Source organism: Ochrobactrum sp. WV_118_8, assembly GCF_039631535.1.
Classification (GTDB): domain Bacteria; phylum Pseudomonadota; class Alphaproteobacteria; order Rhizobiales; family Rhizobiaceae; genus Brucella; species Brucella anthropi.
Genome location: NZ_JBDIUZ010000002.1, coordinates 1,178,611 through 1,202,218, shown reverse-complemented (window position 1 = coordinate 1,202,218; position 23,608 = coordinate 1,178,611). Strand labels below are relative to the sequence as shown.

The following is a 23,608-nucleotide window of genomic DNA, read 5'->3' as shown; positions in this document are numbered from 1 at the left end:
AAAGACAGATTATACAGAACGGAAATATGGGGCGTTCCCAACGCGTATGTTGTTCGGAGCGAAGCATGTCTTCTGCGCTTTTCCCGTGCTGAGGTTTGTCCTGAATGGTTTTTGACCAGGCCGATAACCGCCGTTGGAAAGTACAAGGAAGGTGACATACTCATTTTATGACGGGATGATTTCGCTAACGGCTTTATTCCGGCCCGCTTCACATGACCTCCTGCAGATGAGACGGAGCGAATACGAAACGCGCAATTGCGGAACGATAGAAGGTGCGCCGGTGGCTCCGGCGATCTAACGACGGAAGCTCGAAGAGGGGAGGGGCGGTGAATTTTTTTCTGAAAGTTAGAGGCCGGATTCGTTGCGGCTCGGTTCCAATTTTGATGTCGAGCTCGTTTTTCGGCTTCCGATCACTGGTTTCAATGACCACGGCCTTTCTCCCACGATGGTGCAAACCAGCGCTTCCCATCTTTCAGTCTGTGGGGCTTTTCATCTCTGGGGGATAGATTTCTTAACCAAATCGGGTTAGCATCGGGATCGTCAAGGAGATTGCTCCTGCGCTGTCAGATCAACGCATCGCGACGCGCCACATACCCCTCCCAGAACAGCGAAAACCATTGTCAGTCAGACGAAATCTAAGGCGAATTTAGCTTTAGTAGTCTCCATAATCGCCAATTTTTTCAGTATATTACCCATGCGACTCGACATCATAGAAAGTGGCCGACAGGATTGATTGGTTATGCGTGTTCGGTAAGAAGATGCTCGCAGGAGTGCTATGCAAGAGAAGAAGCTGGCGGAACGGCTTCATTGCGTATGGCCATTGCTATCTCTGGCTGCGATGAGATCCGTTATGCCAGGCTCATGCTTTCAAGTTGCATAGGCTGTCCGTTCGTCAGCCCTGCTCTCTTTGCCTGGGCCGACAAGTGTTGAGCGTAGGAAAAATTGTAGGGAGCGCTTGTCAGCAATGGCGCGCCGAACTTCGCCACGTCCTTCGGTACCAATCCAAATCGTGCCTTGAATGCCTTCGTAAATTGTGTGCCGTCATTAAAACCGCATTGATAGGCTATTCTTTTCAGCGAGGCCGACGGTCCTGTCTGCCTCACCAGCGTTTGGTATGCGCTGTCGAGCCGCTTATCGCGAATGACCTTGGCGACGCCTCCATCGGGTTCAAAGGCGCGATAGAGGTGTGAGCGCGAAACGCGAAAGTTTCGCATGATGGATTGGGGGCTGAGCGAGGGGTTGTTCAGGTGTTCATTGATGTGAGCGAGGATGCATTTACGCATCGTGAGGTTCACGGCTGCATTTTCGATGGCGTCGCCCTTGATGCTGGCATTCAGCAGAGAAAGCATCGCTTCTTGCGCCGAATAGACCTCTGACGCACTCAATTTGCTGGCTACGTCGTGCAGTCCTCGTAAATAAGCAAACAGGAGACGCGTCATTGGTTCATGGGCACGCAGAACGACGCCGTGCAGATTTCGCCACCCAACCACCTTTTCCAGCTCGTCGCGCGCAAGCATCACGGTGATGCGACTTCCTTCATATGCCGTGCTTTGAACTGTTTGTGTGAAATCTATGATGACGATATCGCCAGGCTTGGCCCAGACGTCGACGCCGTTGAAATCGCCGCGTAAATCCCCAGCGGTTATGAGCTGGAGAATATATTGGTCGAGACCTCCATGCGCGATGATCTTAGGCGTGCGTAGATAGTTTTGGGTATTGAAACGGGTCGAGCCGATTTGAAGGGAAGAGCTGATCGCACTGCCCCTTGCGAAGCCAAAAAGCTGATAATTTCGTATTTCTCTATCCAATGTGATTTCATACATTGGCTTCAGAACTTCACGCCAAAAATCGTTACGTAATTGATCTTCGATCATATCTGTCGAAAAAGAGATCTGATTCATTATGGCTTGCCGACATGCCCAATCCGAGAAACAGTGGCTATCATAGCCCTGTTTATAGGGAGTTTGGAAGATCGATTATTGGTTCAGCTGCAAACAGATTGCTCGGGATCGCGTCGTCGTCATTTTGGCGTTTCAGGAGCTGCAATTTTTGATGTTCTGAGGCTGCCAATTTGATCAGTTCTTCGTTCTTTCCTGAAGACATAGCCAGCACCGGAGCGGACATGCCGGTGCCAAACGTGTTCTTAGGCAGGTGGTCAGCTGCTTTCGCATAAGCCGAGACACGTTCGGTGAAGCAAAAAAATGGGGCCGCTGAGATGCAAACTGATATTGGTACAGCTAATTTTCAGTATATAATAATCTAGAAAATTATTGCTCTATTCAAGATAGATGTACTTGTTCAATATAAGTCAAATAAAAAGAGGAGGAATTAATAAAGATAGAACGAGTATATAATCTTTTATATATATAATTTTTATTTATAAATCATTTTAAGCTAATTGATGATCATCAATCGATGATACTATAATTGCAGAATTATTTAATGCCATTGTAATGATGGAATTTTTAAAAGGGAGATTGCAATGAATAAATTTGCATTGATGCCATTGGTTATTGCTTCCATCCTTTGGGGAGCTGGCGGAGCTTTCGCGGTAGAAATGAGCAATATGAGCGTTCAAGTTGTGAACACATCAACCCAGAATAGCTCTTTTGCGCAGATTGCCGATGGTAGCAATCAACAAGAGTGCCGGCAAAAGGCGCGAACCATTTGCTATTCGTTGAGAGAGGTGCCCCACGAATATAATAACTGCATCAAGCGTGAAGTGGCAAAATGCATGGGCACGCCCTTCAAGTTCTGATCGGATACTTGCTTCAGGATGAATGAATGCCTGGCACCGGAACTCCGGTGTCAGGTTTTGCCGAGTCGTACCCAATTTATGAGGCGGCAGGTGACGCAGTTTAGCTCCCGCCGCCTCAATTTCTCCTATGATGCCTGCAATCCTGTGAGCAGGCAGACTATCCAAACAAGCAGAAATCTTTTCGACCCGCGTTTCGCATCGGTCGGATCATGCTTTAATTCTTCGAAGCGGTGGTTAGCGGAACGACGATCTCTTTCCAGAATTTGTCTTCATCGATGTAGTTCTGAATGGCGGCTTTCTGAGTGCCGACCGGTCCCGGTTTTGCCTCCGCATTGCCTCCTATATCATTGTTGGTGAAAGCAAGGCTTCGGCCATAGTCGAGACCCATCTCGGTGTTCACGTCGACATAGACGCCGGTGGCAGGTACAGATGCGCCATCCTTGGGGCGAGGGGCGTTGTTCCAGGCTAGGACAATCGACGGGTCGATGACATAGGCGGCCGCAAACAGGTCCCAGACGTTATCGGGTCCGAATGTGGTTCCGCCTTGCGCCTTGATCTGTTCTTCGCGTGCAAGCCAGAGTTTCTGAATGCCGGGAGGGCTGTTGTCGACCATTTTCCGATAGAGGTCCTCCGGCATTCCTCCCGTATGTTCATTGGCTTCCAGACCGGAGATCACCTGATTGCCATATGCCTTGAAGGATTCGGAATTCGGATCGCCCCATTTCGACCTGACACTGATCTTGGCGGCTTCAGGGTCTGCCCACCAGTTGAACTCTGCCGATGCCGACGAATTCCCCGGAACGTAGAAGGCGCCGCCCATATAGACGATTTCAGCGACCTTCGATGGAAAGCTCGGATCCTTCAGGATGGCGCGTGCAATATTGGTGAGTGGACCAATTGCCACCAGCTTGACCTGGCCGGGATACTTGTTGACGGTGTCGACGAGAAAATCCACAGCGTCTCTGTTGCCATCCGAGTCCGGATTATCCAGGCCATACACCCGTTTATAGGATGGGGCCTCGCCATATTTATGCTTGTAGACGTCGGACCATTTTGCCGTCGGATCGGCATCGATCTCATTGCCCGCATCCGGCCGCAGATAACCGCCCCAACCGGTGATCGGGCTGATTTGCAGTTCGGCTGCCAGCACCTCCGGAGTGGCTTTGTTTCCTCGCCAGTTGCGAATGCCGTAACGGCTGCCTTCGTAGATTGGCACCTCAGAGCCGAGCGCCTCCAGTTGTCGCGCGCCCGCGGCGACACCGGCTGGCATGGGCGTGTTTCCTGAAACGACGGTTACGCCCAGCAGGTCGATGTTGGGAGCGCGCTCCAGCAGAAGCATGGCGGTGCCATCATCGAATAGCTCGACCATATCCGCGTCTAAAATGACTTTCGTGCGCGTTTCTTGAGAAAATGCAACGCCAGATACTGCCAGCGAACAAGTCAAAGTCCAGGCAAAGATAGACGGCCTGATATCCATTCTGTCCTCCCTTTGTGTTGATCGGTTCTCACAGATCGAAACAGGATGAATAAAATATTACACAGTTTTTTTGTCAACATGAGGCGGTGATGTATAGTGAAACATTATAGAACAAATCAGCAGTCTAAATTATGGAGTTACAGTTAGAGTTTGGTCTGCGTCTATTAGAATGCCGAAGCGCCTACATATTCTGTTGCAATTATTTTTCCAGTGAAGGTTGCTACGGAGTTTCGGTTTTTTGAAGTCGAGCGTCTCGGGCGTTCGTTGCATACTGACGTCAGCTCCGGCGAGGCGAAAAATACTCTAACGAAATAGTCCAATGATTTCTGTCGTTTATGAAGTGGCTGGATATTGATAGATGCTATCCCGAAAGAACAAGAGGCTGTTTGGGACAATTTTCACGTCAGTAAATTCAATGACTTACGTTTGGAAAATCCGAACGGGTTCAATTGAGACAGCTATACGTATCATTTCACCCTCTGCTGGAACCGACCCCAATTAGCGAACGGAAGTCGTCCTTGGCTGCCGGGCGCTCGATCGTATGCTGAGCTGTGTACGTCCCAATTCCGTTCGCGCCCATGCACCACGTCTCATTTCTCCTTTTCGCAGGCATATTTTCCATTGCCTGAGCAATATATGCACAGCGAGGTTCCGCAGGCTGCTATGCAATCTTGCCAAGTCTTGTATCGACAGACTAGTGGCTTAGCGGCTTTCAGCTGCGCTGACGTTGCCACATGGACGATTGTCTCTGCTGGATCAGTCGATGGTAATGTGGACGTGTTTTGTAATGCTGTGTTTGAACCCGCATAAGCAATTGTCGCATTCATTAACGCCAATCCAGCAACAACGAATAGTGAGTACGGTTTCATGATGGTCACCTTACTGTTTCTGAAGAGCCTCCCGTTCTCATATTATGCGCCCGCTGTCTTGCGAACACACACCCAAGTCTGCGGTAGTGTGTCGTATGATAAAAAGATATATCTGGCCAACGTGGGGCAAAGCCGAGTATCTCTTTGCGTTGGCCAAACTGGGCAGGGCTAAGGCCGACGGTTCTTGATCCGCTCGCATTTTCTAAACGTAAGCCATTGAATTTGCGGGCGTGAAAATTATCTCAAACAGCCTCTTGTTCTCTCGGGATGGCATCTATCAATATCCAATCAATCATAGATGTCGAAAATCATTGGACTATTTCGTTAAAGTTTTTTCCGCCCCAGCCGAAACCGACCCAATAATCCGATCTGATTCAATCAAATTGAATGACACCCCGATTGTTTGCCAGGCACAAGACATTCTCCGATATAAAAACGTTTTTATTTTTCTTGAAAACGTTTTTATATGTTGTTACCGTTTTGGTATGACGATTGTGGGAGCTTGAAATGTCGAGGTCGATTGACCGAATAAAAACGCGTGTGCGACCGACGATCAAAACGCTCGCGGAACACACGGGCTATTCGATTGCGACGATTTCGAAGGCATTGCACGGTTCGCCGGTCGTGACGGAAGAGACGCGCAAGATTATTCTCTCCGCTGCAGACGAGCTTGGCTATCAGGCCAATGCCCGTGGCATGGCGTTGCGTACCGGCAAGACCTATCAAGCCGCCGTATTGATGCCGATGAATTCGGTGGCGGGGTATGAATGGGACGGTGTCGAATATACGCAGATTCTCAGCGGTCTCAGCCAGATTCTCGACGATAGCGATTATCAGCTTTCCGTCTATGGCTATCGCAGTTTTGACGATGCCTGTGCCATCACGCGCCGCATCGTCGATCAAAGCCTCGCCGATGGTCTGATCTTTTCAGGCGTTCTGGCCGACGATGCGCGCATCGACATGCTGGTCGAGGCTGACTTTCCTTTCGTGTCCCTGGGGAGATGCCGCAAATCGCTCGTTTATGCCCATGTCGACGTGGACAATGAATGGGCCGCACATGCCGCAACTGCACGACTGATCGCTGGCGGGCACCGGCGCATCGGTCTGGTGAATGCGGATGCGCGTTTTTCCTATGCTCTCGACAGGATCGATGGTTTTACGCGTGCCTTCACGGAGACAGGTGCTGCGCCATGTACCGATCTGGTTATCGGCGGCGACTTGTCCACACGCTTCGGACGCGATTCTGCGCTGGCTCTCCGGGAAGAACGTGATCCACCGACGGCGCTGGTCTGTGTCAATGAATCGACAACGCTCGGTGTGTTGTCCGCATTGCGGTCGCTGGGGCTGGAAGTCGGGCAGGACATCGACGTCATCGCCTATGACGACATCAATGTCAGCGCCTATTTCACTCCGCCGGTCACGACCCTCTATCAGCCGATCGAAGTGTTGGGGCAACGGCTGGGGGAATTTCTGTTGCGGCGTATGGGAGGGGAAGACCCTGCGCAATTGAGGGAGGTTTTTCGTCCGGAGCTCGTCGCGCGTCAGCCCGACGATCTGGGCGGAAGCTTAATTCCTAGAGCGGCTTGGCCTTCTCACGGGGTGGCGGGAACCGCTCCGGCGAACAGCTTTCAATGCTGTTTCAGAGGCGCAACCGCTTCGTGCATTCGTCGAAAGTGTTCTAATGGGAGGAGTACACATGAAAAAGACAATCCTGACTTTGGCGCTCGCGCTGATGTCCTCTGTCGCCGCACATGCGGCCGATCTTGAGGGAAAAATGCTCAAGGTCGGTTCCGACACGACCTCGCCGCCGATGGAAAGCGTCGATCCGGCAACGGGACAGATCGTCGGTTTCGATGTCGACGTGGTGAATGCAATCTGCGCCAAGATCAACTGCAAGGCGGAATTCGTGACCACGGGCTGGGATGGCATTTTCGCGGCTCTGGAGCAGGGCAATTTCGATCTCGTTGCATCCGGAGTTTCGATTACCGATGAACGCAAGAAGGCGATGGATTTCTCCGAGCCTTACATCATCAACAGCCAGGCCGTTTTGATGCGTGCCGAAGATGATGGGCTGACACTTGATGACTTCAAGTCGAAAGGCAAAAAGCTGTCGGCGCAGGCGAATACGACTGACGCTCAGGTAGCCGAGGGTATTGTCGGCAAGGATAATGTCGTTGCCTATGACAGCTTCAGCGCCTCCGTCATAGCGCTCAAGAACAAGGACGTCGACGGCGTGGTGATCAACGGCGCCAATGCACCCGCCTATGAAAAGGAATTCGCAGGCGAGCTCGTCGTTCCAATTCGCGACCTGCAATCCGATCCGCTGGGGCTGGTCTTCCGCAAGGGCGATGAAACCGCTGCCGCCTTCAATGAAGGGATCAAGGCCATCAAGGAAGACGGTACGCTCGATGCTCTCATCAGCAAATATTGGGGCGCAAAATAGTCCGGAACATTTCTGGCGGTGAACCTGCGAAAGTAAAGCACGTGCTGCCGAGATGATGCGCAAAACCAAGAAGGTGAGCCTATCCCGAAGAACGCATGGCGGTTTTCGGGATAGCCAAAACAGATAGAGCAGTTCCAACGACTCCAACTCCGTTGGCCTTGGCCCACACGCAACGCCTCTGGAACATCGCATCCAGAGGGTCGGGAGACGGTTCAAATGTATTTTTTGATGCGCTTGCGTCCGAGCAACATGATCGTGCTCGCCGCACTGCCATTTGTCGTCTATCTCTTTGCCAGTTCAAACGACTACCAGCGTTCGCTTCTGGCTATCCTGGGCGTCGAGCCGGGATCATCAGCTTTCGTGCCGGGTTTTGTGCTGCTTTGCGCAGCCTTTGCCTCCGGTCTTGCCACGATGTTGTTCATGCGCAGGAACAATACGCGCTGGGGGATTCCTTGCGCGGTGCTCAATCTCCTGTCGGCTGCCGCGCTCGTGGCAACACCTGTTGTGTATCCCTATCTGCACTCGGTTGTAGCCAATGGGGTCGATCCGTTCACGTCCGATCTCGTGGTGAAAGGCGTCACACCGCGGCGACTTACCGAGGCCGCGGCACTAGCGACGGATCGGTACGGGTTCATCATCCTGTTGAGCTATCTCGGTGCGACCGTTCTGGGTCTGCTCCTGAGCCTGACGGGGCGATCCGGGAACGGATTGTCGGGATCGCGCAAGGCGGGTTTCATCCTGCTGGCAACGATCAACGGGCTTGGATTATTTCTTGTCCTCTTTGCAGCGCATGTGGCATTCGCCGCCGGGGTTGCAACGACCATTCGGGCTGCCATTTCGGCTTATATCATTGCCGCGCTTCTGGCCCTGCTTTGGGTTGGCCTGCAAAAGCTTCAATATAGCAGCCGGGGAGACTTTATCTTCATCGGCCTGACGTTGCTGATGGCCTGCATGGCTGCCTGGTTTCTGTTTCAGCCGCGCCAGGCCTATACGCTCGCCGGCACCCTCGATGGCAAGATCGGCGTGGTAACCGGCACGCCATCGAGCATGATCGGTACGGTGCGATACGGCCAGTTTCCCGATGGTCCCGAAAACGAAGTGCCATTGCGCACATTTCGCGGTCCGCCTGAAGCGCTCGCCGCCCTTGGCAAGAAGGCCGATGTCAGCGCGGTTCTGCTTCCGGCGGCTTCAGTCCCGGCGAACGTGCCTGTCCTGTGGCAGACGGAAGCGTTGAACGACCGCGACAAGTCGGCGGGCATTGCCTTCGTCGTTCTGGCCATTGCGCTCGGATTGCTGACGGCTTGCGGTCATATCCATCGCCGTCATCCTCTCTCCATCGGCTCAGAATTCATCGTGGATACGATCCGGGGCATTCCCATGCTCGTCATCGTACTCTATGTCGGCCTGCCCTTGAGTGGCGCACTGAAGGACGCCACGCAGGGCGTGATCGATCCGCCGAATATGGCTCGCGGTGTGGCGGCGATGGCGCTGGCCTACTCGGCCTATCTGGCGGAAATTTTCCGCTCCGGCATCAACGCCATTCCGCGGGGACAAATCGAGGCGGCGCGCAGCCTTGGTCTCAACGGCTGGCAGACTGCCCGTCTGGTGATCCTGCCGCAGGCTTTCCGTATCATCATTCCGCCGCTCGGCAACGAGCTGATCGCTATTCTCAAGGACACGTCGCTTCTGTCGATCCTGTCCATTCGGGATATCACGCAGCGCATGCGCGAGTTCCAGTCAGCAAGCTTCCTGCCGTTCGCGCCGTATAATTCGGCTGCGATCTTCTACATCCTCCTCACGCTGGCTGCGGCCAGTCTCGTCAGCACAATCGAGAGAAAATATGATGCCAACAAACATCGTTAAAGCCCGCCAAGACCTGCAGCAGCGCGCCTCCGGACTGATCTTTCCGAATGACTTTGCCTTTGGTGCCGCGACCTCGGCCTATCAGATCGAAGGCGCCCCTTATGAAGACGGCAAGAGCGAGAGCATCTGGGACCGTTTCTGTAAAAAGCCGGGTGCCATCATCGACCAGTCCAGCGGTGACGTTGCTTGCGATCACTACCATCGCTGGCGCGAGGACATTGCGGTGCTGAAAGCGATGGACCTCAAAGCCTATCGCTTTTCCCTCGCCTGGACCCGGATTTTGCCGGGGGGGTACGGTGCGGTCAATTCCAAGGGAATAGGCTTTTACGACCGCCTCATAGACGATCTGCTGGAGGCGGGCATCGAACCCTATGCGACGCTCTATCATTGGGATCTGCCGCAGGTCTTGCAGGACAAGGGCGGCTGGTATGTTCGGGAAACTGCGGATGCGCTGGCCGAATATGCCTCGGTTGCCGTTCGCAGTTTCGGTGATCGCGTCAAGAAGTGGACGACGCTCAATGAACCATGGACCTTCTGTTGGTCGGGCCATGCCAGCGCCGAAGATGCGCCGGGCTTGGTTGATGGCGTAAAGGGCGGGGTCACGTCAAGCCATCATGCACTGCTTGGCCACGGCAAGGCTGTTCAGGCCATTCGTGCAGAACGCACGGATGTCTCCGTGGGCATTGTGTTCGATCTCAACGTGGCGGAACCGGCCAGCGACGATCCGCGCGACGTTGCGGCAGCGAAACGTTTCGATGGTGCACAGAACCGCTGGTTCCTAGATGCCGTTTTCAAGGGCGCCTATCCGCAGGACATGTTGGAGCTTTACGGCGATCTCCTGCCGCCCATCCATCCGGAAGACAACAAGACGATTGCGGAGCCGCTCGATTATTTGGGCGTTAACATCTATCGCCGGTCTGTGATCGCGGCAGGTGACGAACTGCCGCCGCTCAACTATCGTCGCGTACAGCCGGAAGGCACCTATTCCGCAGTTGGTTATGAAGTCTGGCCGCGCTGCATCTATGACATTCTTCATTATGTAAATGACGGCTATGCGCCAAAGGAAATCTATATTTCCGAAAGCGGCGTGGCAACGCGACCGGAAGATGTGGGGCCGGACGGGCATGTCTGGGACGATCTGCGAGCGAAATATTATGTCGATCATCTGGAGCAGGTGGCCAAAGCTATTGATGAGGGCGTGCCGGTGAGGGGTTACTTCGCCTGGACACTGACAGACAATTTTGAATGGGCCTTTGGTTACACGACACCGTTCGGCATTACCCATATCAATTTCAAAACCCAGGAGCGTCGCGTCAAATATTCCGGCGAGGTCTATGCCCTCATTGCAAGGCAGGACGGAAATATTGAAACGAGGAGCGCGGCGATTGGCTGACAACGGGCACAGGACCGTCCTCATTACCGGAGCCACGCGCGGCCTTGGCAGCGAACTGGCATGGCAATATGCCAAGGATGGCTGGCGTGTGATCGCCTGCGGTCGCCGCCCGCCTGAAACGCCATGCGCCCCCGGTATCGAGTTTCAGACGCTCGATACGGCTGACCCGGTTTCGGTGGCAGCGCTTGGTGATCGTCTGGCCATGCGTTCTCTGGACCTTGTCATCAACAATGCGGCTGTTCGCAGTCGCATTGCTGGCCTTGCGCCGCTCGATCCGGATGATTTCATGGCAGTCGTCAGGACAAATATGCTCGGCCCTGTTCTGGTAGCGCGCGCATTGCGGAACTGCCTGGCGCGTGGCACGGAGCCGATGATTGCCAATATCAGCAGCCGGGCCGGCTCGATCTCAGAGGGTCTGCTGGACGATGACGACGACGATTATGCCTATCGGTGCTCTAAAGCCGGATTGAACATGGCGACCGCCCAACTGGCCTTGGATCTTCGGGCCGAAGGCATAAAGGTGATTGCACTTCACCCCGGCTGGGTAAAGACGGATATGGGCGGTGAAGGAGCAGTCGTGAATGCGGAGAACAGCGCGTGTGGATTGAGAGCGTTAATCGCCGGTGCTCCCAAAACCGGGGCCTTCCTGTCCTATGATGGTGACGAAATCCGCTGGTAAGCTGAAAGATCAGGACACTACGCCCGGCCATCATCTTCGAAAAGAAGTTGGCGACGGCCACTGCAATTCTCCGAGGTTGGTTTCTCAGCTCCTTTAAAAGGAGTTTGAGCCGGGCATTTTCGGCTTCCAACGCTTCCGGTTCTTCAACCCTGCAACGAGACGCTTACCCAGTGTTGCATCGTCGGGCGACCTTCCTGCTCGCGCCGGAATGGATTGCATAGATGCTGTTTGTCTAAGACAGGCGGCACCACGGCCTCAGCGACGATAACCGATCACAGCTGCTTGAGCGGAACGCAAGGAACGTGTTGGTAGAATTTGTCTCCATTGAGAAGATACCGATTCAATCGCAATATTTATGATTATATCGATTTCATTTTAATGTATTTATTCAATATTATTGATATAATTATTAGTAATTTAAGTTTTATAATAGAATTATTTTTTATTGGAATGGTGGATTTAATTCATATACATTGATAAAAAATCAATTATTTTCTCTGGAAATATTATGAGCAAATTATATACTTTCTTCTTAAATAGTACATCATATTTGGCTCTGACCATTTCCGTTGTGTTTCCACTGACGGTTACGCCTCTCATTGGCGGTGTCAGTATCGCTCACGCCGACGATCTGCCGGGGAATGCCGGAGGGGCGGGAACGACAAATTTTGCGGACGACACATCGAATGTCATAACGGCCACTGGTGGTCGAGGCAACGGCTATGGAGGCGGGGGAGCTGGCGGTAGTATAGGCGCCACCAATACTCTGGGCGGGGATCCATCAATGGATGGCGTTGGTGGAGACGGTGCCTTCGCTATTGTTAACGATCAGATTTATGCGGGTGGCGCAGGAGGGAGTGTCGGCCAGACGGCTCTTGGAATGGATACTGTATATATAACTGGCGGGGCCGGCAGTCAGGGTATTGATAGTCAGGCTTCGGGCGGCGGCGGTGGTGGCGCTGGTCTGTTTCTCTCGGGTAGAGGCTCCTTCTCGCTTGCAGCCAATTCGACGATTGCGGGAGGAACCGGAGGCAATGGTGGCGCCGGTATTTATGGCACTGCTAACGGAGCAGGTGGTGGTGGCGGCGCCGGTGTACTATTGCGTGGCGCAACCCTGATGACATCAAATGCGACAACGGTTGTCGGAGGCGATGGCGTCTATGTCAGTCAAGGTAGGCTTGTAAACCGCGGACAGATCAACGGTGGTGTGGGTGGCCCCGCTTCTCAACACAGCACAGTTGGAGTTTCGGGCTCCGGTGTCCGGGTCGGATCGAACTCACATATTGTCAATGAAGGCACAATTTCTGCAGGAGGGGCCGACGCCAATGCAGTCGATGTTCTCGGTAGCAATAACACATTTGAGATCCATGATGGCTCGTCCATCACAGGAAACGTTGTGGTGGCAGGTGGCACACAGGGAAATACCTTTGTGCTTGGCGGTTCAGATGACGGCAGTTTCGACGTATCTTTGATTGGTACGCAGTATCAAGGATTTCAATCCAATCGCAAAGACGGTTCCGGTACCTGGACACTGACCGAAACAGGCAATTTTGCTCAAGGTTTTACTATTGCCGATGGTGTGCTTTCCGTTTCTTCGGATGCGAGCCTTGGTGCTGCTGCTGGCGGTCTGACACTTGATGGCGGCACGCTGCAGGTGACAGGTACGAATTTCACCTCCACCACCCGGTCGCTGACCTTGGGTGAGCATGGCGGCGGGCTTGATATCGCGGATGCTGGCAACACGTTCACGGTTACGCAACAGTTGTCGGGCAATGGGTATCTTCGCAAGCAAGGCGATGGCACTTTGATGTTGTCCGGCAATAACAATTTTACCGGTGGTCTGACCGTTGAGAAAGGGACTGTTCAAGCTGGAACTGCCGATCATGCTTTCGGTTCAGGTCTGTTGAACGTCAATGAAGGTGCGAAGGTCGATCTCGCGAATTTCAATACGACGACAGGTGGTCTTGCCGGTGCGGGCGATGTCGCCATGGGCGGCGGCAAACTCACCCTTGACCAGAGTTTCGATACGCTGTTCTCCGGTGTGGTCGATGGCTCCGGCGCTTTGACCAAAACTGGTTCCGGCACACTCACATTGGCTGGCGTCAATAGTTACACAGGCCAGACGGTGGTTTCCGGCGGCACTTTGAAACAGGGCGCACAAGGCGCTTTCAACGCATCATCTTCGGGCTATGAAGTTGCCAGCAACGGCACACTTGATCTTGGTGGCTACTCCACTTCGCTTGCCAGCCTTGGCAACACCGGGAACGTCAATTTCGGCGGAACAGGCGGAACCGTGCTCAACATTGCTGGCAATTACACCGGCAATGGCGGCATAATGACCGTCAATACGGTTCTGGGTGGCGATGATTCCAAAACTGACATGCTGAAGGTCGATGGTGATACATCGGGGTCGACAAAGCTATATGTGAACAATGCAGGTGGTTCCGGCGCACAGACTGTCAACGGCATCAAGGTTGTCGATGTGTCAGGCTCATCGAATGGCTCTTTCTCGCTGGCAAACAGCTACAAGACCAAGGATGGTCAGCAGGCAGTTGTCGGCGGCGCTTATGCCTACACATTGCAGCAGGGCAGCAAGAGGACGCCAGTGGACGGTGACTGGTATCTCGTCAGCCATGTCGAAGGACCCAATTCCGGCTCCAACCCGAGACCCCGTTACAGCGCTGGTGTTCCTGTTTACGAGGGCTACGTTCAAAACATGCTGGCTCTCAACAAATTGCCCACCCTCCAGCAGCGTGTCGGCAGTCGTTACTGGACTGGTGAGAACGGCAATGGTTCAGACAACGGCGCAACGGTGAATGAGTATGGTGTCTGGGCACGCGTCGAAGGCGGGCACAATCGTCTTGAGCCAGACACGTCAACGTCGCAGATGAAGCAGGATATCAATACTGTCATCATGCAGGCCGGTGTCGATGGCCAGTTCTATGAGGGCGAGAATGGCAAGCTGATTGGCGGCATCACCGGACAATACGGCCATGCCCGCGGCGATGTCTCTTCCTTCCATGGCGATGGTGATATCAGCACGGATGCATGGAGCCTTGGAGCGACCGCGACCTGGTACGGCAATAACGGCTTCTATGTTGACGGTCAGGGTCAGGTGACGTGGTTCGACAACGACCTCAACTCCTGGACCGCCAATACCGGCCTTGCCGATGGACGCAAGGCGACTGGCTATGCACTGAGCATCGAAGCCGGGCAGCGTATCCCGATGCAGGGCAGCTGGGCACTCACGCTGCAAGCACAGCTGATGTGGTCATCCATTGATGCAGATGAATTCAGCGATACATGGGGCAGTCGCGTCAGTTTGCATGATGGTGACAGTCTTTTGGGACGCCTGGGCCTCGCAGCGGATTATCGCTTGGACTGGAAAGGCAATGATGGACTGATGGTCAATACCAGCGTCTATGGCATTGCCAATGTCTATCAGGCATTCCTTGGCGGGACGACGGTCAACGTGTCCGGCATCGACTTCGAAACCGACAATGAACGGACCTGGGCTGGGATCGGCGCTGGCGGCACCTATGCCTGGGCAGACAACAAATATGCTGTCTACGGCGAAGGCTCTATCAACACTTCCCTCAATCACTTCGCCAACAGCTATGCTGTCAAGGGGAGTGTTGGCTTCAAGGTGAAGTGGTAGGTGCTGGCTTCGACGATAACCGTCGCAGCATGAGACTCCCTATCTCCATCAATAGTATGGGAGTCTCATTCTCGCACTCTGGAAAGATTAAAAGAACAATGCACCGCCATCAACGCGATGGGGAGTACAATCTCGATACTGAAAGAGTTTGAGCGGGGGCAGCAACTACCTCGCTCTATTCAGCTTATCGAGACAAGCTCTTGTGAAAGAACGTTCATGGTTTCAGCGCCATCGGCGGTGATGAGGAACTGTTCTTCGATCATCAGGGCTCCTAGTCCGTTTGCGTAAAACGGCGCCTCCACGGCCAGCACCATGTTCGGTTCGATGGCCATGTCGTTGCCATGCGAGATGAAAGGCCATTCCTCGATCCCGAGCGCCGAGCCGACCGAGTGCCCGAAATGCCCGCGATAATATTCGCTGAAGCCATGACGACGCATGGTGGAGAGCATCGCTTCGTGAACCTGACCGAATGTATTGCCGGGTTTCAGCAGCGCTGTTCCGGCTTGAAAGGTCTCCTGGAGCGCTTTGTAAATCTGCTCTGCAAGAGGAGCAGGCTTGCCATAGACGAAGGTACGCGCGCCATCCGAAGAATAACCATTCACAAGCGTGCCGACATCGGCCTTGATGAGGTCGCCTTGCGCCAGTTGTGCGGCAAGGTTTTGAAGGTTCGGCCCGACCGAAATATAGGCCCAATGGCCGGACAGGCTCTGGCCGTTTGCTTTGGCAGCATTGGTCGCTCCGGTCAGCCAGGCATCGGAAAGCTCGGCGGCTGTGGAGCCCGACCGCGCCGCAGTCGCCATATTCTGCAACCCGCTTTCCGCATAACGGGCGGCATTGCGTAGATATTCAATCTCGCGGGGGCTCTTTATCAGGCGCAACCGCCTTACGATGCTGGAAGCATCGCGCCATTGGGCAAAAGGCAGAATTTCTTTCAACAGCACAAAATCAGCCACAGGCATGAATTCAAGGTCGACGCCGAGGCTGGCTTGAGCGAGGCCACGTTCGGCAATCATATCTGCAAGCAGTTGAAAGGCTGCTTTCTGGTCGAAGGTTTCCGGGCGGGGACCGATATTACCACTGTTGCGATAGGCAGCGTTGAGGTCTTCTATCGAGTGGGCGTCGCGAACCGCGACGGCGTCGATCCAGATTCGATGCGAGCGGAAGTCGATCTCATCAGCCGTTGCGCGTGCTGCTGTCAGCGCCTGATCGCTGACAATGGCGCCAGCACGTGTCGAGGCATCCGCTGGAACCAGCGCTATGGCCGAACCGGCGCGCCCCCACATTGTCGCCACGCCCGCAGCAATTCCGGTGGCATAGCGAAAGTTTTCCGGCTGAAAAAGCACCAGTGCATCCAGTCCTTCTGCAGTGAGCAGATCCTGTACGCGGTTCCGATCCATATAAGTCATGGCTGATCTCTTGAGGTTATGCTTTGTCAGTGCGCCTTATATCGGACGGCTTGTGCTGCAGTCCGGATGGTTTGTCCAATAGATTGACTCTTTATGGAATAAATTTCTAATAATTCTCGCTATCTCATGGTGCCACCGCTTACCGATGCTCTCGCGGTCGCGGTATAAGCGTTGCTAACGGAGAGCCTGATAGGGCGCTTTCCACGCAGGAGAATAATATGGGCGGCTTCAACATTCGTGATCGCAAATCTGGATTGGCTTACTGGAGCTTGAGCGCGGCATTGGCCGTGACGCTCGGTATCGGATCGTTCAGCCAGGCGTTGGCGCAGGAAAGCGACCCGGACGCGACAATCAATATCGGCTCGCTCTACGAACCGCAAAACCTCGACAATACCGCCGGTGCGGGGCAGGGCATCAACGAAGCCTTCAACGGCAATGTCTATGAGGCCCTGTTCCGGCTTGCTGATGACGGCAAGGTCGAGCCGGTCCTGTCGAAGGATTACAGCGTCAGCGACGACGGGCTGACATATACGTTCAAGCTGCAGCCGGGCGTGACTTTTCACTCTGGAGCGCCGTTGACTTCCAAGGACGTCAAATTCTCCATCGAGCGCGTTGCCGCGCCGGAATCGAAGAGCTCACGCAAAAGCAGCCTCAAGACTATTTCGGCCGTTGAGACTCCGGATGATGAAACCGTTATCGTCAAGCTGTCTTCGCGCTCAATCTCGCTGCCGTACAATCTAAGCTATGTATGGGTGGTGAACGACGAAGCGAAGGATCTGCAGTCGAAGGAAGACGGAACCGGACCTTACGAGCTGGAAGACTGGCGTCGTGGGTCGTCCCTGTCGATGAAGCGCTTCGATAAATATTGGGGCGCCAAGCCGAAAAACGGCGAGGTGGTCTTCCAGTATTTCACCGATGCAAGCGCGCTGAACAATGCTTTGCTGACCGGTTCGGTTGATATCATCACGTCGGTTCAAAGCCCGGATTCACTAGCCCAGTTCAAGGACAATCCCGATTTCACCGTCAGCGAAGGGCAGTCGACCACCAAGCTACTGCTGGCCTATAACGACCGTATTGCGCCATTCGACAATGTCAAAGTGCGCAAGGCGCTCGCCCGTGCAATCGACGACCAGAAGCTTTTGAAGGCTGTGTGGGGCGATTATGGCACGCTGATCGGCTCATTCGTACCGCCGACCGATCCGTGGTATGTCGATCTCACCAAAGTCGACGCCTATGATCCTGAAAGTGCCAAGGAACTTCTCAAGGAAGCTGGTTACCCGGATGGCTTCACCTTCACTATCGATACGCCGAATTACGATCCACACCCGATTGCCGCGCAGTTCATCCAGAGCGAGCTGGCCAAGGTCGGCGTAACCGTCAAGATCAACGTCATCACTGCCAATGAGTGGTACACGAAGGTCTATAAGGCACACGATTTCCAGGCCACCTTGCAGGAGCATGTGAACCATCGCGATATCGTGTTCTATGGCAATCCCGATTTCTATTGGGGTTATAACAATCCGAAGGTTGTCGAGCTCATCAAGGAAGCGGAAGCAAGTGCTACGACGGATGAACAGACGGCCAAGCTGACCGAGGCGAACAAGATCATTGCCGAAGATGCGGCCAGCAACTGGTTCTACCTCTATCCGCAGATCGTTGTTTCGAAAAAATCAGTGAGCGGCTACCCGATCAACGGCCTGAACTCCCAGTTTTCCGCCTATGACATTGTGAAAGCGGAATAATAACCGCCTGTCGATATCGAGAACATCAGCTCGACAGACTGCGCCGCCTGAATTAATTTCCGGCGGCGTTGTCGCATTTGCATGAGGGTCCGAGCGCTGCCCTGACATCGGAGAGGTAAACGCTATTTTCGCCTATATCATACGCCGTTCAGCCATATTGGTTCTGTCGGTTTTCATCGCATCGATCGTGTTGTTTCTGCTGTTGCGCCTTCTGCCGGGCGATCCCGCAAATGCGCTTGTTTCTGTCGGCGCGGATGCGGCGCAGATCGAGGCCGCGCGCAAGCAGGTCGGTTCGGACCTGCCTCTCTACGAGCAGTTTCTGCGTTTTATCGGTAGCCTCCTGCGCTTCGATCTTGGTAATTCCTTTGTGAGTGGAGCACCGGTTCTTGCCGAAATCGGCAAGCGGTTGATTGTGACCGTGCCCTTGACGCTGATGGCATTCGTCGTTGCGATCATGATCGCGGTGCCACTCGGCATTCTGTCGGTCGTGCGCCAGAACCGCTGGTATGGAACGGTGATATCCGTCATCTCCCAGCTCGGCATCGCCGTGCCGGTGTTCTGGATAGGCATTCTGCTGGTCTGGTTTTTTGCAGTTAAGCTGCGGTTGTTTCCTTCGGGTGGGTTCCCATCACGAGGATGGCAGTCGGCGCCGGCTGCTTTTCAATCGCTGGTATTGCCGGTCACAACCATTGCCATCGTCATGTCGGCATCGTTGATCCGTTATGTCCGTTCGGCCACGCAGGACGTGCTTGGCAGCGACTATCTTCGTACCGCACGGGCGCTTGGCGCGACATTCTCGCAGGCTCTTGTCCGTCACGGTATTCGCAACGGCGCGGTGCCGGTGATCTCGATCCTCGGTATCGAGCTTGCCTCGACTTTGCTTGGTGCTGTGGTGGTCGAACGTGTCTTCTCGTTGCCGGGTCTCGGTTCGATGCTTCTGCTCGGCATAGAGCAGCGCGACTATCCCAATGTTCAGGGTGTTCTGTTTGTATCGACGCTTCTGGTGCTGCTGGTCGGCTTTGCCGCAGATCTCCTGCAACGACTGATCGACCCGCGCTTGCGCCAGCGGTCTGCGGGAGGTCGTGCATGACGGAGCCTGCTGATATGACGCCTGCCGTCAGGGATGAAAAGCCGGCTTACCGACTGCCATGGCCCCTTATTGTGGGTGGATTGCTGCTGGGGTTGCATCTGGCTGTCGCTCTTCTCTCGCTGGTCTGGACACCTTACGGTGCCGGCGAAATGGTCGGTGGACGACTGGAGGCTCCGTCCTGGCTGCATTGGGCCGGTACGGATCGTCTGGGACGCGATTTGATGACACAAATCATGATCGGTTCGCGCATTGCGCTTATCGTCGGCTGTGGAGCCATCGCGCTCAGCGCAGTGATTGGCGTCACGCTGGGTGTGCTTGCGGCGTTTGCAACGCAGACGCTTGATGACGTGCTGGCGGCAACGCTCGATATTCTCATTGCCTTCCCAACCCTGTTGCTGGCCATGTTGATCGTGGCTTCCAGCGACGGTGCAAGCCTGACGACCGCCATCGTGGCCATCGGTATCGCCGGATCGGCCATCGTGGCACGTCTGACCCGCATCCTCGCAAAGCGGGTTCTGGCGATGGATTACATTACGGCATCGCGCATTTCCGGCACATCACGGCTCGGGTTGGTCCGCATCCATGTGCTGCCGAACATCTGGCCGACGCTGATTGTCAATTTTGCGCTTCAGTTCGGTCTGGCGGTGATCGCGGAAGCATCGCTTTCCTATCTTGGTCTTGGCGCTCCACCGCCCAATTCATCCTGGGGACGGCTTCTGCAGGAGGCGCAAGCGTCGGTTTATACGGCGCCGTTCGGTGCCATAGCACCCGGTCTGGCGCTTGTCTCATTGGTGATCGGGCTCAATCTGTTTGCCGACGGGCTGCGTGACGTGGCCGACCCAACACGGAGGAGACAACGTTGAGCATTTTGCTGAATGTGGAGAACCTCCAGATAGAAACGGCAGGCAGGTCTCTGGTTTCCGGCGTCTCGCTATCGGTTGGACAGGGTGAACGGGTCGGTCTGATCGGTGAATCCGGTTCAGGCAAGTCGTTGACGGCTCTTGCTATCATGGGACTGTTGCCGGACGGCATGCGGGCAAGCGGATCGATCACGCTCGACGGCCACCAAGTGATAGGGGCGCGAGACCGTGAGCTGGTGCCATTGCGCGGGCAGAGCATTGCAACGGTTTTTCAGGAACCGATGACGGCGCTCGACCCGCTGATGCGGATTGGCAAACAAGTCGGTTTGGTCGTCCGTCGCCGTGCGCTTCGGGATGGTCACCGAACCGGGAAAACTGAAGTCAGTGCTGAGGTCCACTCACTTCTGGAACGCGTATCCCTGCCAGACCCGGAGCGCATTGCCCGATCCTGGCCCCATGAAATATCGGGTGGTCAACGCCAGCGTGCGGCTATCGCAATGGCTCTCGCCTGTCGCCCCAAGCTTTTGATCGCGGACGAGCCGACGACGGCGCTCGATGTCACCACGCAGGCCGAGATTTTGAAGCTGCTGGAGCAACTGGTGCGGGACGAGGGAATGGGGCTTCTGTTCATCAGTCACGATTTGCCGGTGGTTGCGGCCGTCACCGAACGCGCGCTGGTCCTGCGACACGGAAAACTTATAGAAGAAGGGCCGGTTGCGGCGCTTTTCACCGATCCGCAGCAGCCCTATACGCAGGGGCTCGTGGCCGCTGCACGGGCGTTCGATGCCGCTCTGGAGGTTGCGCGATGACTTTGATGGACCTTTCGGGCGTTTCCTTTGCCTATGCCGGCGGTAAGACGGTTTTGCATGATGTCGATCTGAAACTTGAGACCGGAAGCAATCTGGGCATTGTCGGTGAGTCCGGTTCCGGCAAAACGACCATGTTGAAACTGCTGCTTGGACTGCAGCGCCCATCTTCGGGGAACGTTTCGTTTCGCGGCAAGCCTCTGGATATTGGCAATCGCGGTTTCATGCGCGATTTTCGCCGTTCGGTGCAGGCGGTGTTTCAAGATCCCTATTCATCGCTCGATCCGCGCCAGCGTGTCTTCGACATCATTGCCGAGCCGCTGCGATCTTTGAAAATCGAGACCGATATTGCGCAGGCAGTTGCGCAGGCGCTCGATTCCGTCGATTTGCCAGCGGATGCCGCCCGCCGCTATCCGCACGAGTTTTCAGGTGGCCAGCGCCAGCGTATAGCCATCGCTCGGGCAATTGTCTCTAAACCCGAGCTCGTCATCGCCGACGAGGTGGTCAGCGCGCTTGATCTGACGACGCGCGCCCGCATTATCGATCTCATGCGGTCTCTTTCAGAGCAAACCACTTTCGTGGTGGTGTCGCACGACATTGCGCTGGTCGCGCTGTTGTGCGAGCGGTTGATCGTTCTGGAAAAAGGCCGGATTGTGGAGCAGGGCAATACGCGGGATATTCTGGCCGATCCGCAGCATGCCTATACGAGAAAACTTCTCACCAGCTTGCCGAGAATGCCCCAACCGGCTTGAGGATGGAAGCATCATTATATCATCGCGATGCCGGCTCATTGATCTGCAAATGATGTGATATTTTAGGTACATCCGGACAACAAAGTTTCCGGCGCCGCCCTCTTGTTTCCAATGAAAGCGGGCGCGAGGTCCCTGCCGAAGCCAATGTTTTAAAACGATAAAAGATGAGTATTTGATACATGTTTGTTTTCTCTGCCTGGAATTCTTCTAAATCATTGTGATTGCGCGATATTTTCCGGACCTTTATGGCGTGAATGAGTGTCTGTTCGTCCGCAGATGCTGGAGCATATGTTTAGTTCGGAGCACGCGAACAAATGACTTCCCGGTTGTGGGATCTGGCAGAACTCTATGAAAGCGAGCAGATCAGTCTGCGGGCTTTTGTGCGTCGTATTGTCGGAAATACCGCCACGGCTGAAGATGTCGTTCAGCAAGCCTTCCTGAACCTGCTTTCCCGCTATGAAGATACGGCACAGGCGCCAGGTCCTGCTTATGTAAAGCGCACTGCGCGCAATCTCGCGCTCAATCACTTACGCGATGCCCGCCGCAGGGCGGATGTCGAAATCGAGGTCGATGAGCCCGAGCGCTTTGCCGATGCGAGACCATCGCCGGAAATGACGGTGCTTTATCGCAGCGAGCTTCATCGTCTTTTACATTCCGTTGCGCAGCTTCCGCCGCGTCGGCGCGAAGCCTTTGTTCTCAACCGGATCGAGGGGTTGAGTTATGACGAAGTTGCCGAGCGTATGGGAATTTCCCGAAATACGGTTATAACGCAGATCGTGTCAGCGCTGGCTGAACTCGACAGGCGGCTTTCAGAGTAATTATAAGCGGGAACATCAAGACGCCCATGAAGGAGTTTGAAACCGATCCGGTTTACATGAAGGCGTTGGAATGGTTTGTGCTGTTACAGGACAAAACCGTCAGCGCCGATGACCGGCGTGCGTTTTCAGCCTGGATTGCATCTGACCCTGCGCATCGAGTGGCCTATGAGCGTGCGCAGACGCTGTGGCAACGCTTCGATGCCGTGAAGCCTGAATATGACCGCTTCCGCCAATCGGGCCATAAATCGGACGGTCGTGTGGGCCGGCGCGGCGTTGTTCTGGGTGGCCTTACCGCTCTCGTTCTTCTGCCTGGCGCTTATCTCTTGTCGCGTCCCGGTCTGTTTGCGACTTATCAAACGGGTGTCGGTGAACGTCGCAGCTTTACGCTTGCCGATGGAAGCACTGTCGAGCTTGGCAGCTATTCGGCGCTTTCCCTCGATTTTTCGGGCAACGGGCGCAACCTTGTGCTCCATGAAGGGCAGGGGTTCTTTCAGGTCGCCTCCGATCCGTCGCGCCCCTTTGTGGTTAGCGCCAATGGCGGCACGATCACCGCGCTCGGGACTGCTTTTGACGTGAAACTGATCGATCGGGCGGTCACTGTTTCAGTGGTTGAGCATGCAGTTTCAGTGGCTTTTGGTCAAAGCGATCCGGTGCGCCTTGATGAGGGCTGGCAGATAACTTATAGCGGTGATGAAGCGGCTTTGCCGCAACGGGCCGACCAGCAGACGGTTGAAGCCTGGCGCAATGACAGGATTATCTTTGAGGACGTTCCGCTCAGCCGAGTACTGAGCGAGCTGGAACGCTATCGTCGCGGCAGGATTTTCCTCACCGACACAGAAATCGGCAATATGCCGGTTACGGCAATTTTTGATACGCGTGATGCCGAAGCGGCTCTTGCAACCATTGCCGAAACCTTGCCGGTCAGGGTCCTGAACGGTTCCGGCTGGGTGACCGTCGTTACACGGCGATAATAACTGGATTAAAAAAATCAAAT

The 23,608-nt window shown here is 54.6% G+C and carries 18 protein-coding genes; 14 read left to right on the top strand and 4 right to left on the bottom strand.

The genetic code is table 11. The features are described 5' to 3' along the window. Positions 1 to 208 precede the first annotated feature (208 nt). Positions 209 to 430: a hypothetical protein gene (locus tag ABDF71_RS19610; RefSeq protein WP_010660536.1), complete on the bottom strand. Its 222-nt coding sequence runs from the start codon at positions 428 to 430 to the stop codon at positions 209 to 211. Positions 431 to 848: 418 nt separating this feature from the next. Continuing rightward, positions 849 to 1,904 carry a helix-turn-helix domain-containing protein gene (locus tag ABDF71_RS19605; RefSeq protein WP_459560325.1) on the bottom strand — a complete coding sequence of 352 codons (1,056 nt, stop codon included), beginning with the start codon at positions 1,902 to 1,904 and terminating at the stop codon, positions 849 to 851. Positions 1,905 to 2,482: 578 nt separating this feature from the next. Here ABDF71_RS19605 and ABDF71_RS19600 point away from each other — a divergent pair. Next, positions 2,483 to 2,758, top strand: a complete 276-nt coding sequence (locus tag ABDF71_RS19600; RefSeq protein ID WP_258124637.1) for a hypothetical protein — start codon at positions 2,483 to 2,485, stop codon at positions 2,756 to 2,758. Between the two features lie 214 nt (positions 2,759 to 2,972). Here the strand turns inward: ABDF71_RS19600 and ABDF71_RS19595 are convergent, their stop codons facing one another. Beyond that, positions 2,973 to 4,235, bottom strand: a complete 1,263-nt coding sequence (locus ABDF71_RS19595) for a nucleoside hydrolase (RefSeq protein ID WP_258124636.1) — start codon at positions 4,233 to 4,235, stop codon at positions 2,973 to 2,975. 1,376 nt (positions 4,236 to 5,611) lie between these two features. On the opposite strand from ABDF71_RS19595, the gene ABDF71_RS19590 reads away from it, so the two are divergent. From ABDF71_RS19590 to ABDF71_RS19565, 6 genes are all read left to right on the top strand, one after another. Then, positions 5,612 to 6,871 carry a LacI family DNA-binding transcriptional regulator gene (locus ABDF71_RS19590; protein WP_500061703.1) on the top strand — a complete coding sequence of 420 codons (1,260 nt, stop codon included), beginning with the start codon at positions 5,612 to 5,614 and terminating at the stop codon, positions 6,869 to 6,871. Beyond that, on the top strand, positions 6,801 to 7,547 hold the full coding sequence (locus tag ABDF71_RS19585; protein ID WP_010660528.1) for a transporter substrate-binding domain-containing protein: 747 nt from the start codon (positions 6,801 to 6,803) through the stop codon (positions 7,545 to 7,547). Before ABDF71_RS19590 ends, ABDF71_RS19585 begins: the two co-directional genes overlap by 71 nt. 216 nt (positions 7,548 to 7,763) lie before the next feature. After that, the gene (locus ABDF71_RS19580; protein WP_258124633.1) at positions 7,764 to 9,410 is read left to right on the top strand and encodes an amino acid ABC transporter permease; all 1,647 of its coding nucleotides are present in this window, start codon (positions 7,764 to 7,766) and stop codon (positions 9,408 to 9,410) included. Then, entirely contained in the window at positions 9,388 to 10,803 is a 1,416-nt protein-coding gene (locus ABDF71_RS19575; RefSeq protein ID WP_258124632.1) for a GH1 family beta-glucosidase, read from the top strand. The genes ABDF71_RS19580 and ABDF71_RS19575 overlap by 23 nt, the downstream gene beginning before the upstream one ends. After that, positions 10,796 to 11,482: an SDR family oxidoreductase gene (locus tag ABDF71_RS19570; RefSeq protein WP_258124631.1), complete on the top strand. Its 687-nt coding sequence runs from the start codon at positions 10,796 to 10,798 to the stop codon at positions 11,480 to 11,482. Before ABDF71_RS19575 ends, ABDF71_RS19570 begins: the two co-directional genes overlap by 8 nt. A gap of 784 nt (positions 11,483 to 12,266) precedes the next feature. Further along, positions 12,267 to 15,140 carry an autotransporter family protein gene (locus ABDF71_RS19565; protein WP_444551292.1) on the top strand — a complete coding sequence of 958 codons (2,874 nt, stop codon included), beginning with the start codon at positions 12,267 to 12,269 and terminating at the stop codon, positions 15,138 to 15,140. 179 nt (positions 15,141 to 15,319) lie between these two features. Here the strand turns inward: ABDF71_RS19565 and ABDF71_RS19560 are convergent, their stop codons facing one another. After that, positions 15,320 to 16,546 (bottom strand): M24 family metallopeptidase, encoded by a 1,227-nt coding sequence (locus ABDF71_RS19560; protein WP_029928618.1) that lies wholly within the window; start codon positions 16,544 to 16,546, stop codon positions 15,320 to 15,322. 218 nt (positions 16,547 to 16,764) lie between these two features. Here ABDF71_RS19560 and ABDF71_RS19555 point away from each other — a divergent pair, with 218 nt between their 5' ends. The 7 genes from ABDF71_RS19555 (at position 16,765) to ABDF71_RS19525 (ending at position 23,585) form a co-directional block, all read left to right on the top strand. Next, positions 16,765 to 18,288 (top strand): ABC transporter substrate-binding protein, encoded by a 1,524-nt coding sequence (locus ABDF71_RS19555; protein WP_010660522.1) that lies wholly within the window; start codon positions 16,765 to 16,767, stop codon positions 18,286 to 18,288. Positions 18,289 to 18,445: 157 nt separating this feature from the next. Continuing rightward, entirely contained in the window at positions 18,446 to 19,378 is a 933-nt protein-coding gene (locus tag ABDF71_RS19550) for an ABC transporter permease (protein WP_010660521.1), read from the top strand. Continuing rightward, positions 19,375 to 20,241 carry an ABC transporter permease gene (locus ABDF71_RS19545; RefSeq protein WP_010660520.1) on the top strand — a complete coding sequence of 289 codons (867 nt, stop codon included), beginning with the start codon at positions 19,375 to 19,377 and terminating at the stop codon, positions 20,239 to 20,241. The genes ABDF71_RS19550 and ABDF71_RS19545 overlap by 4 nt, the downstream gene beginning before the upstream one ends. Next, positions 20,238 to 21,047, top strand: a complete 810-nt coding sequence (locus tag ABDF71_RS19540; RefSeq protein ID WP_029928616.1) for an ATP-binding cassette domain-containing protein — start codon at positions 20,238 to 20,240, stop codon at positions 21,045 to 21,047. Before ABDF71_RS19545 ends, ABDF71_RS19540 begins: the two co-directional genes overlap by 4 nt. Next, complete coding sequence (locus ABDF71_RS19535; RefSeq protein ID WP_010660518.1) at positions 21,044 to 21,796, top strand: ABC transporter ATP-binding protein; 753 nt, start codon at positions 21,044 to 21,046, stop codon at positions 21,794 to 21,796. Before ABDF71_RS19540 ends, ABDF71_RS19535 begins: the two co-directional genes overlap by 4 nt. Before the next feature lie 314 nt (positions 21,797 to 22,110). Beyond that, positions 22,111 to 22,614 (top strand): RNA polymerase sigma factor, encoded by a 504-nt coding sequence (locus ABDF71_RS19530; protein WP_029928614.1) that lies wholly within the window; start codon positions 22,111 to 22,113, stop codon positions 22,612 to 22,614. A 26-nt stretch (positions 22,615 to 22,640) separates the two neighbouring features. Continuing rightward, the gene (locus tag ABDF71_RS19525) at positions 22,641 to 23,585 is read left to right on the top strand and encodes a FecR family protein (protein WP_029928612.1); all 945 of its coding nucleotides are present in this window, start codon (positions 22,641 to 22,643) and stop codon (positions 23,583 to 23,585) included. The last annotated feature ends 23 nt before the right edge of the window (positions 23,586 to 23,608 follow it).

Coding starts and splice junctions, on each gene's coding strand:
- ABDF71_RS19590 (WP_500061703.1), top strand. CDS start 5,612: ATGTCGAGGTCGATTGACCGAATAAAAACGCGTGTGCGACCGACGATC.
- ABDF71_RS19525 (WP_029928612.1), top strand. CDS start 22,641: ATGAAGGAGTTTGAAACCGATCCGGTTTACATGAAGGCGTTGGAATGG.
- ABDF71_RS19585 (WP_010660528.1), top strand. CDS start 6,801: ATGAAAAAGACAATCCTGACTTTGGCGCTCGCGCTGATGTCCTCTGTC.
- ABDF71_RS19535 (WP_010660518.1), top strand. CDS start 21,044: ATGACTTTGATGGACCTTTCGGGCGTTTCCTTTGCCTATGCCGGCGGT.
- ABDF71_RS19555 (WP_010660522.1), top strand. CDS start 16,765: ATGGGCGGCTTCAACATTCGTGATCGCAAATCTGGATTGGCTTACTGG.
- ABDF71_RS19575 (WP_258124632.1), top strand. CDS start 9,388: ATGATGCCAACAAACATCGTTAAAGCCCGCCAAGACCTGCAGCAGCGC.
- ABDF71_RS19595 (WP_258124636.1), bottom strand. CDS start 4,235: ATGGATATCAGGCCGTCTATCTTTGCCTGGACTTTGACTTGTTCGCTG.
- ABDF71_RS19565 (WP_444551292.1), top strand. CDS start 12,267: ATGGATGGCGTTGGTGGAGACGGTGCCTTCGCTATTGTTAACGATCAG.
- ABDF71_RS19545 (WP_010660520.1), top strand. CDS start 19,375: ATGACGGAGCCTGCTGATATGACGCCTGCCGTCAGGGATGAAAAGCCG.
- ABDF71_RS19600 (WP_258124637.1), top strand. CDS start 2,483: ATGAATAAATTTGCATTGATGCCATTGGTTATTGCTTCCATCCTTTGG.
- ABDF71_RS19530 (WP_029928614.1), top strand. CDS start 22,111: ATGACTTCCCGGTTGTGGGATCTGGCAGAACTCTATGAAAGCGAGCAG.
- ABDF71_RS19580 (WP_258124633.1), top strand. CDS start 7,764: ATGTATTTTTTGATGCGCTTGCGTCCGAGCAACATGATCGTGCTCGCC.
- ABDF71_RS19560 (WP_029928618.1), bottom strand. CDS start 16,546: ATGACTTATATGGATCGGAACCGCGTACAGGATCTGCTCACTGCAGAA.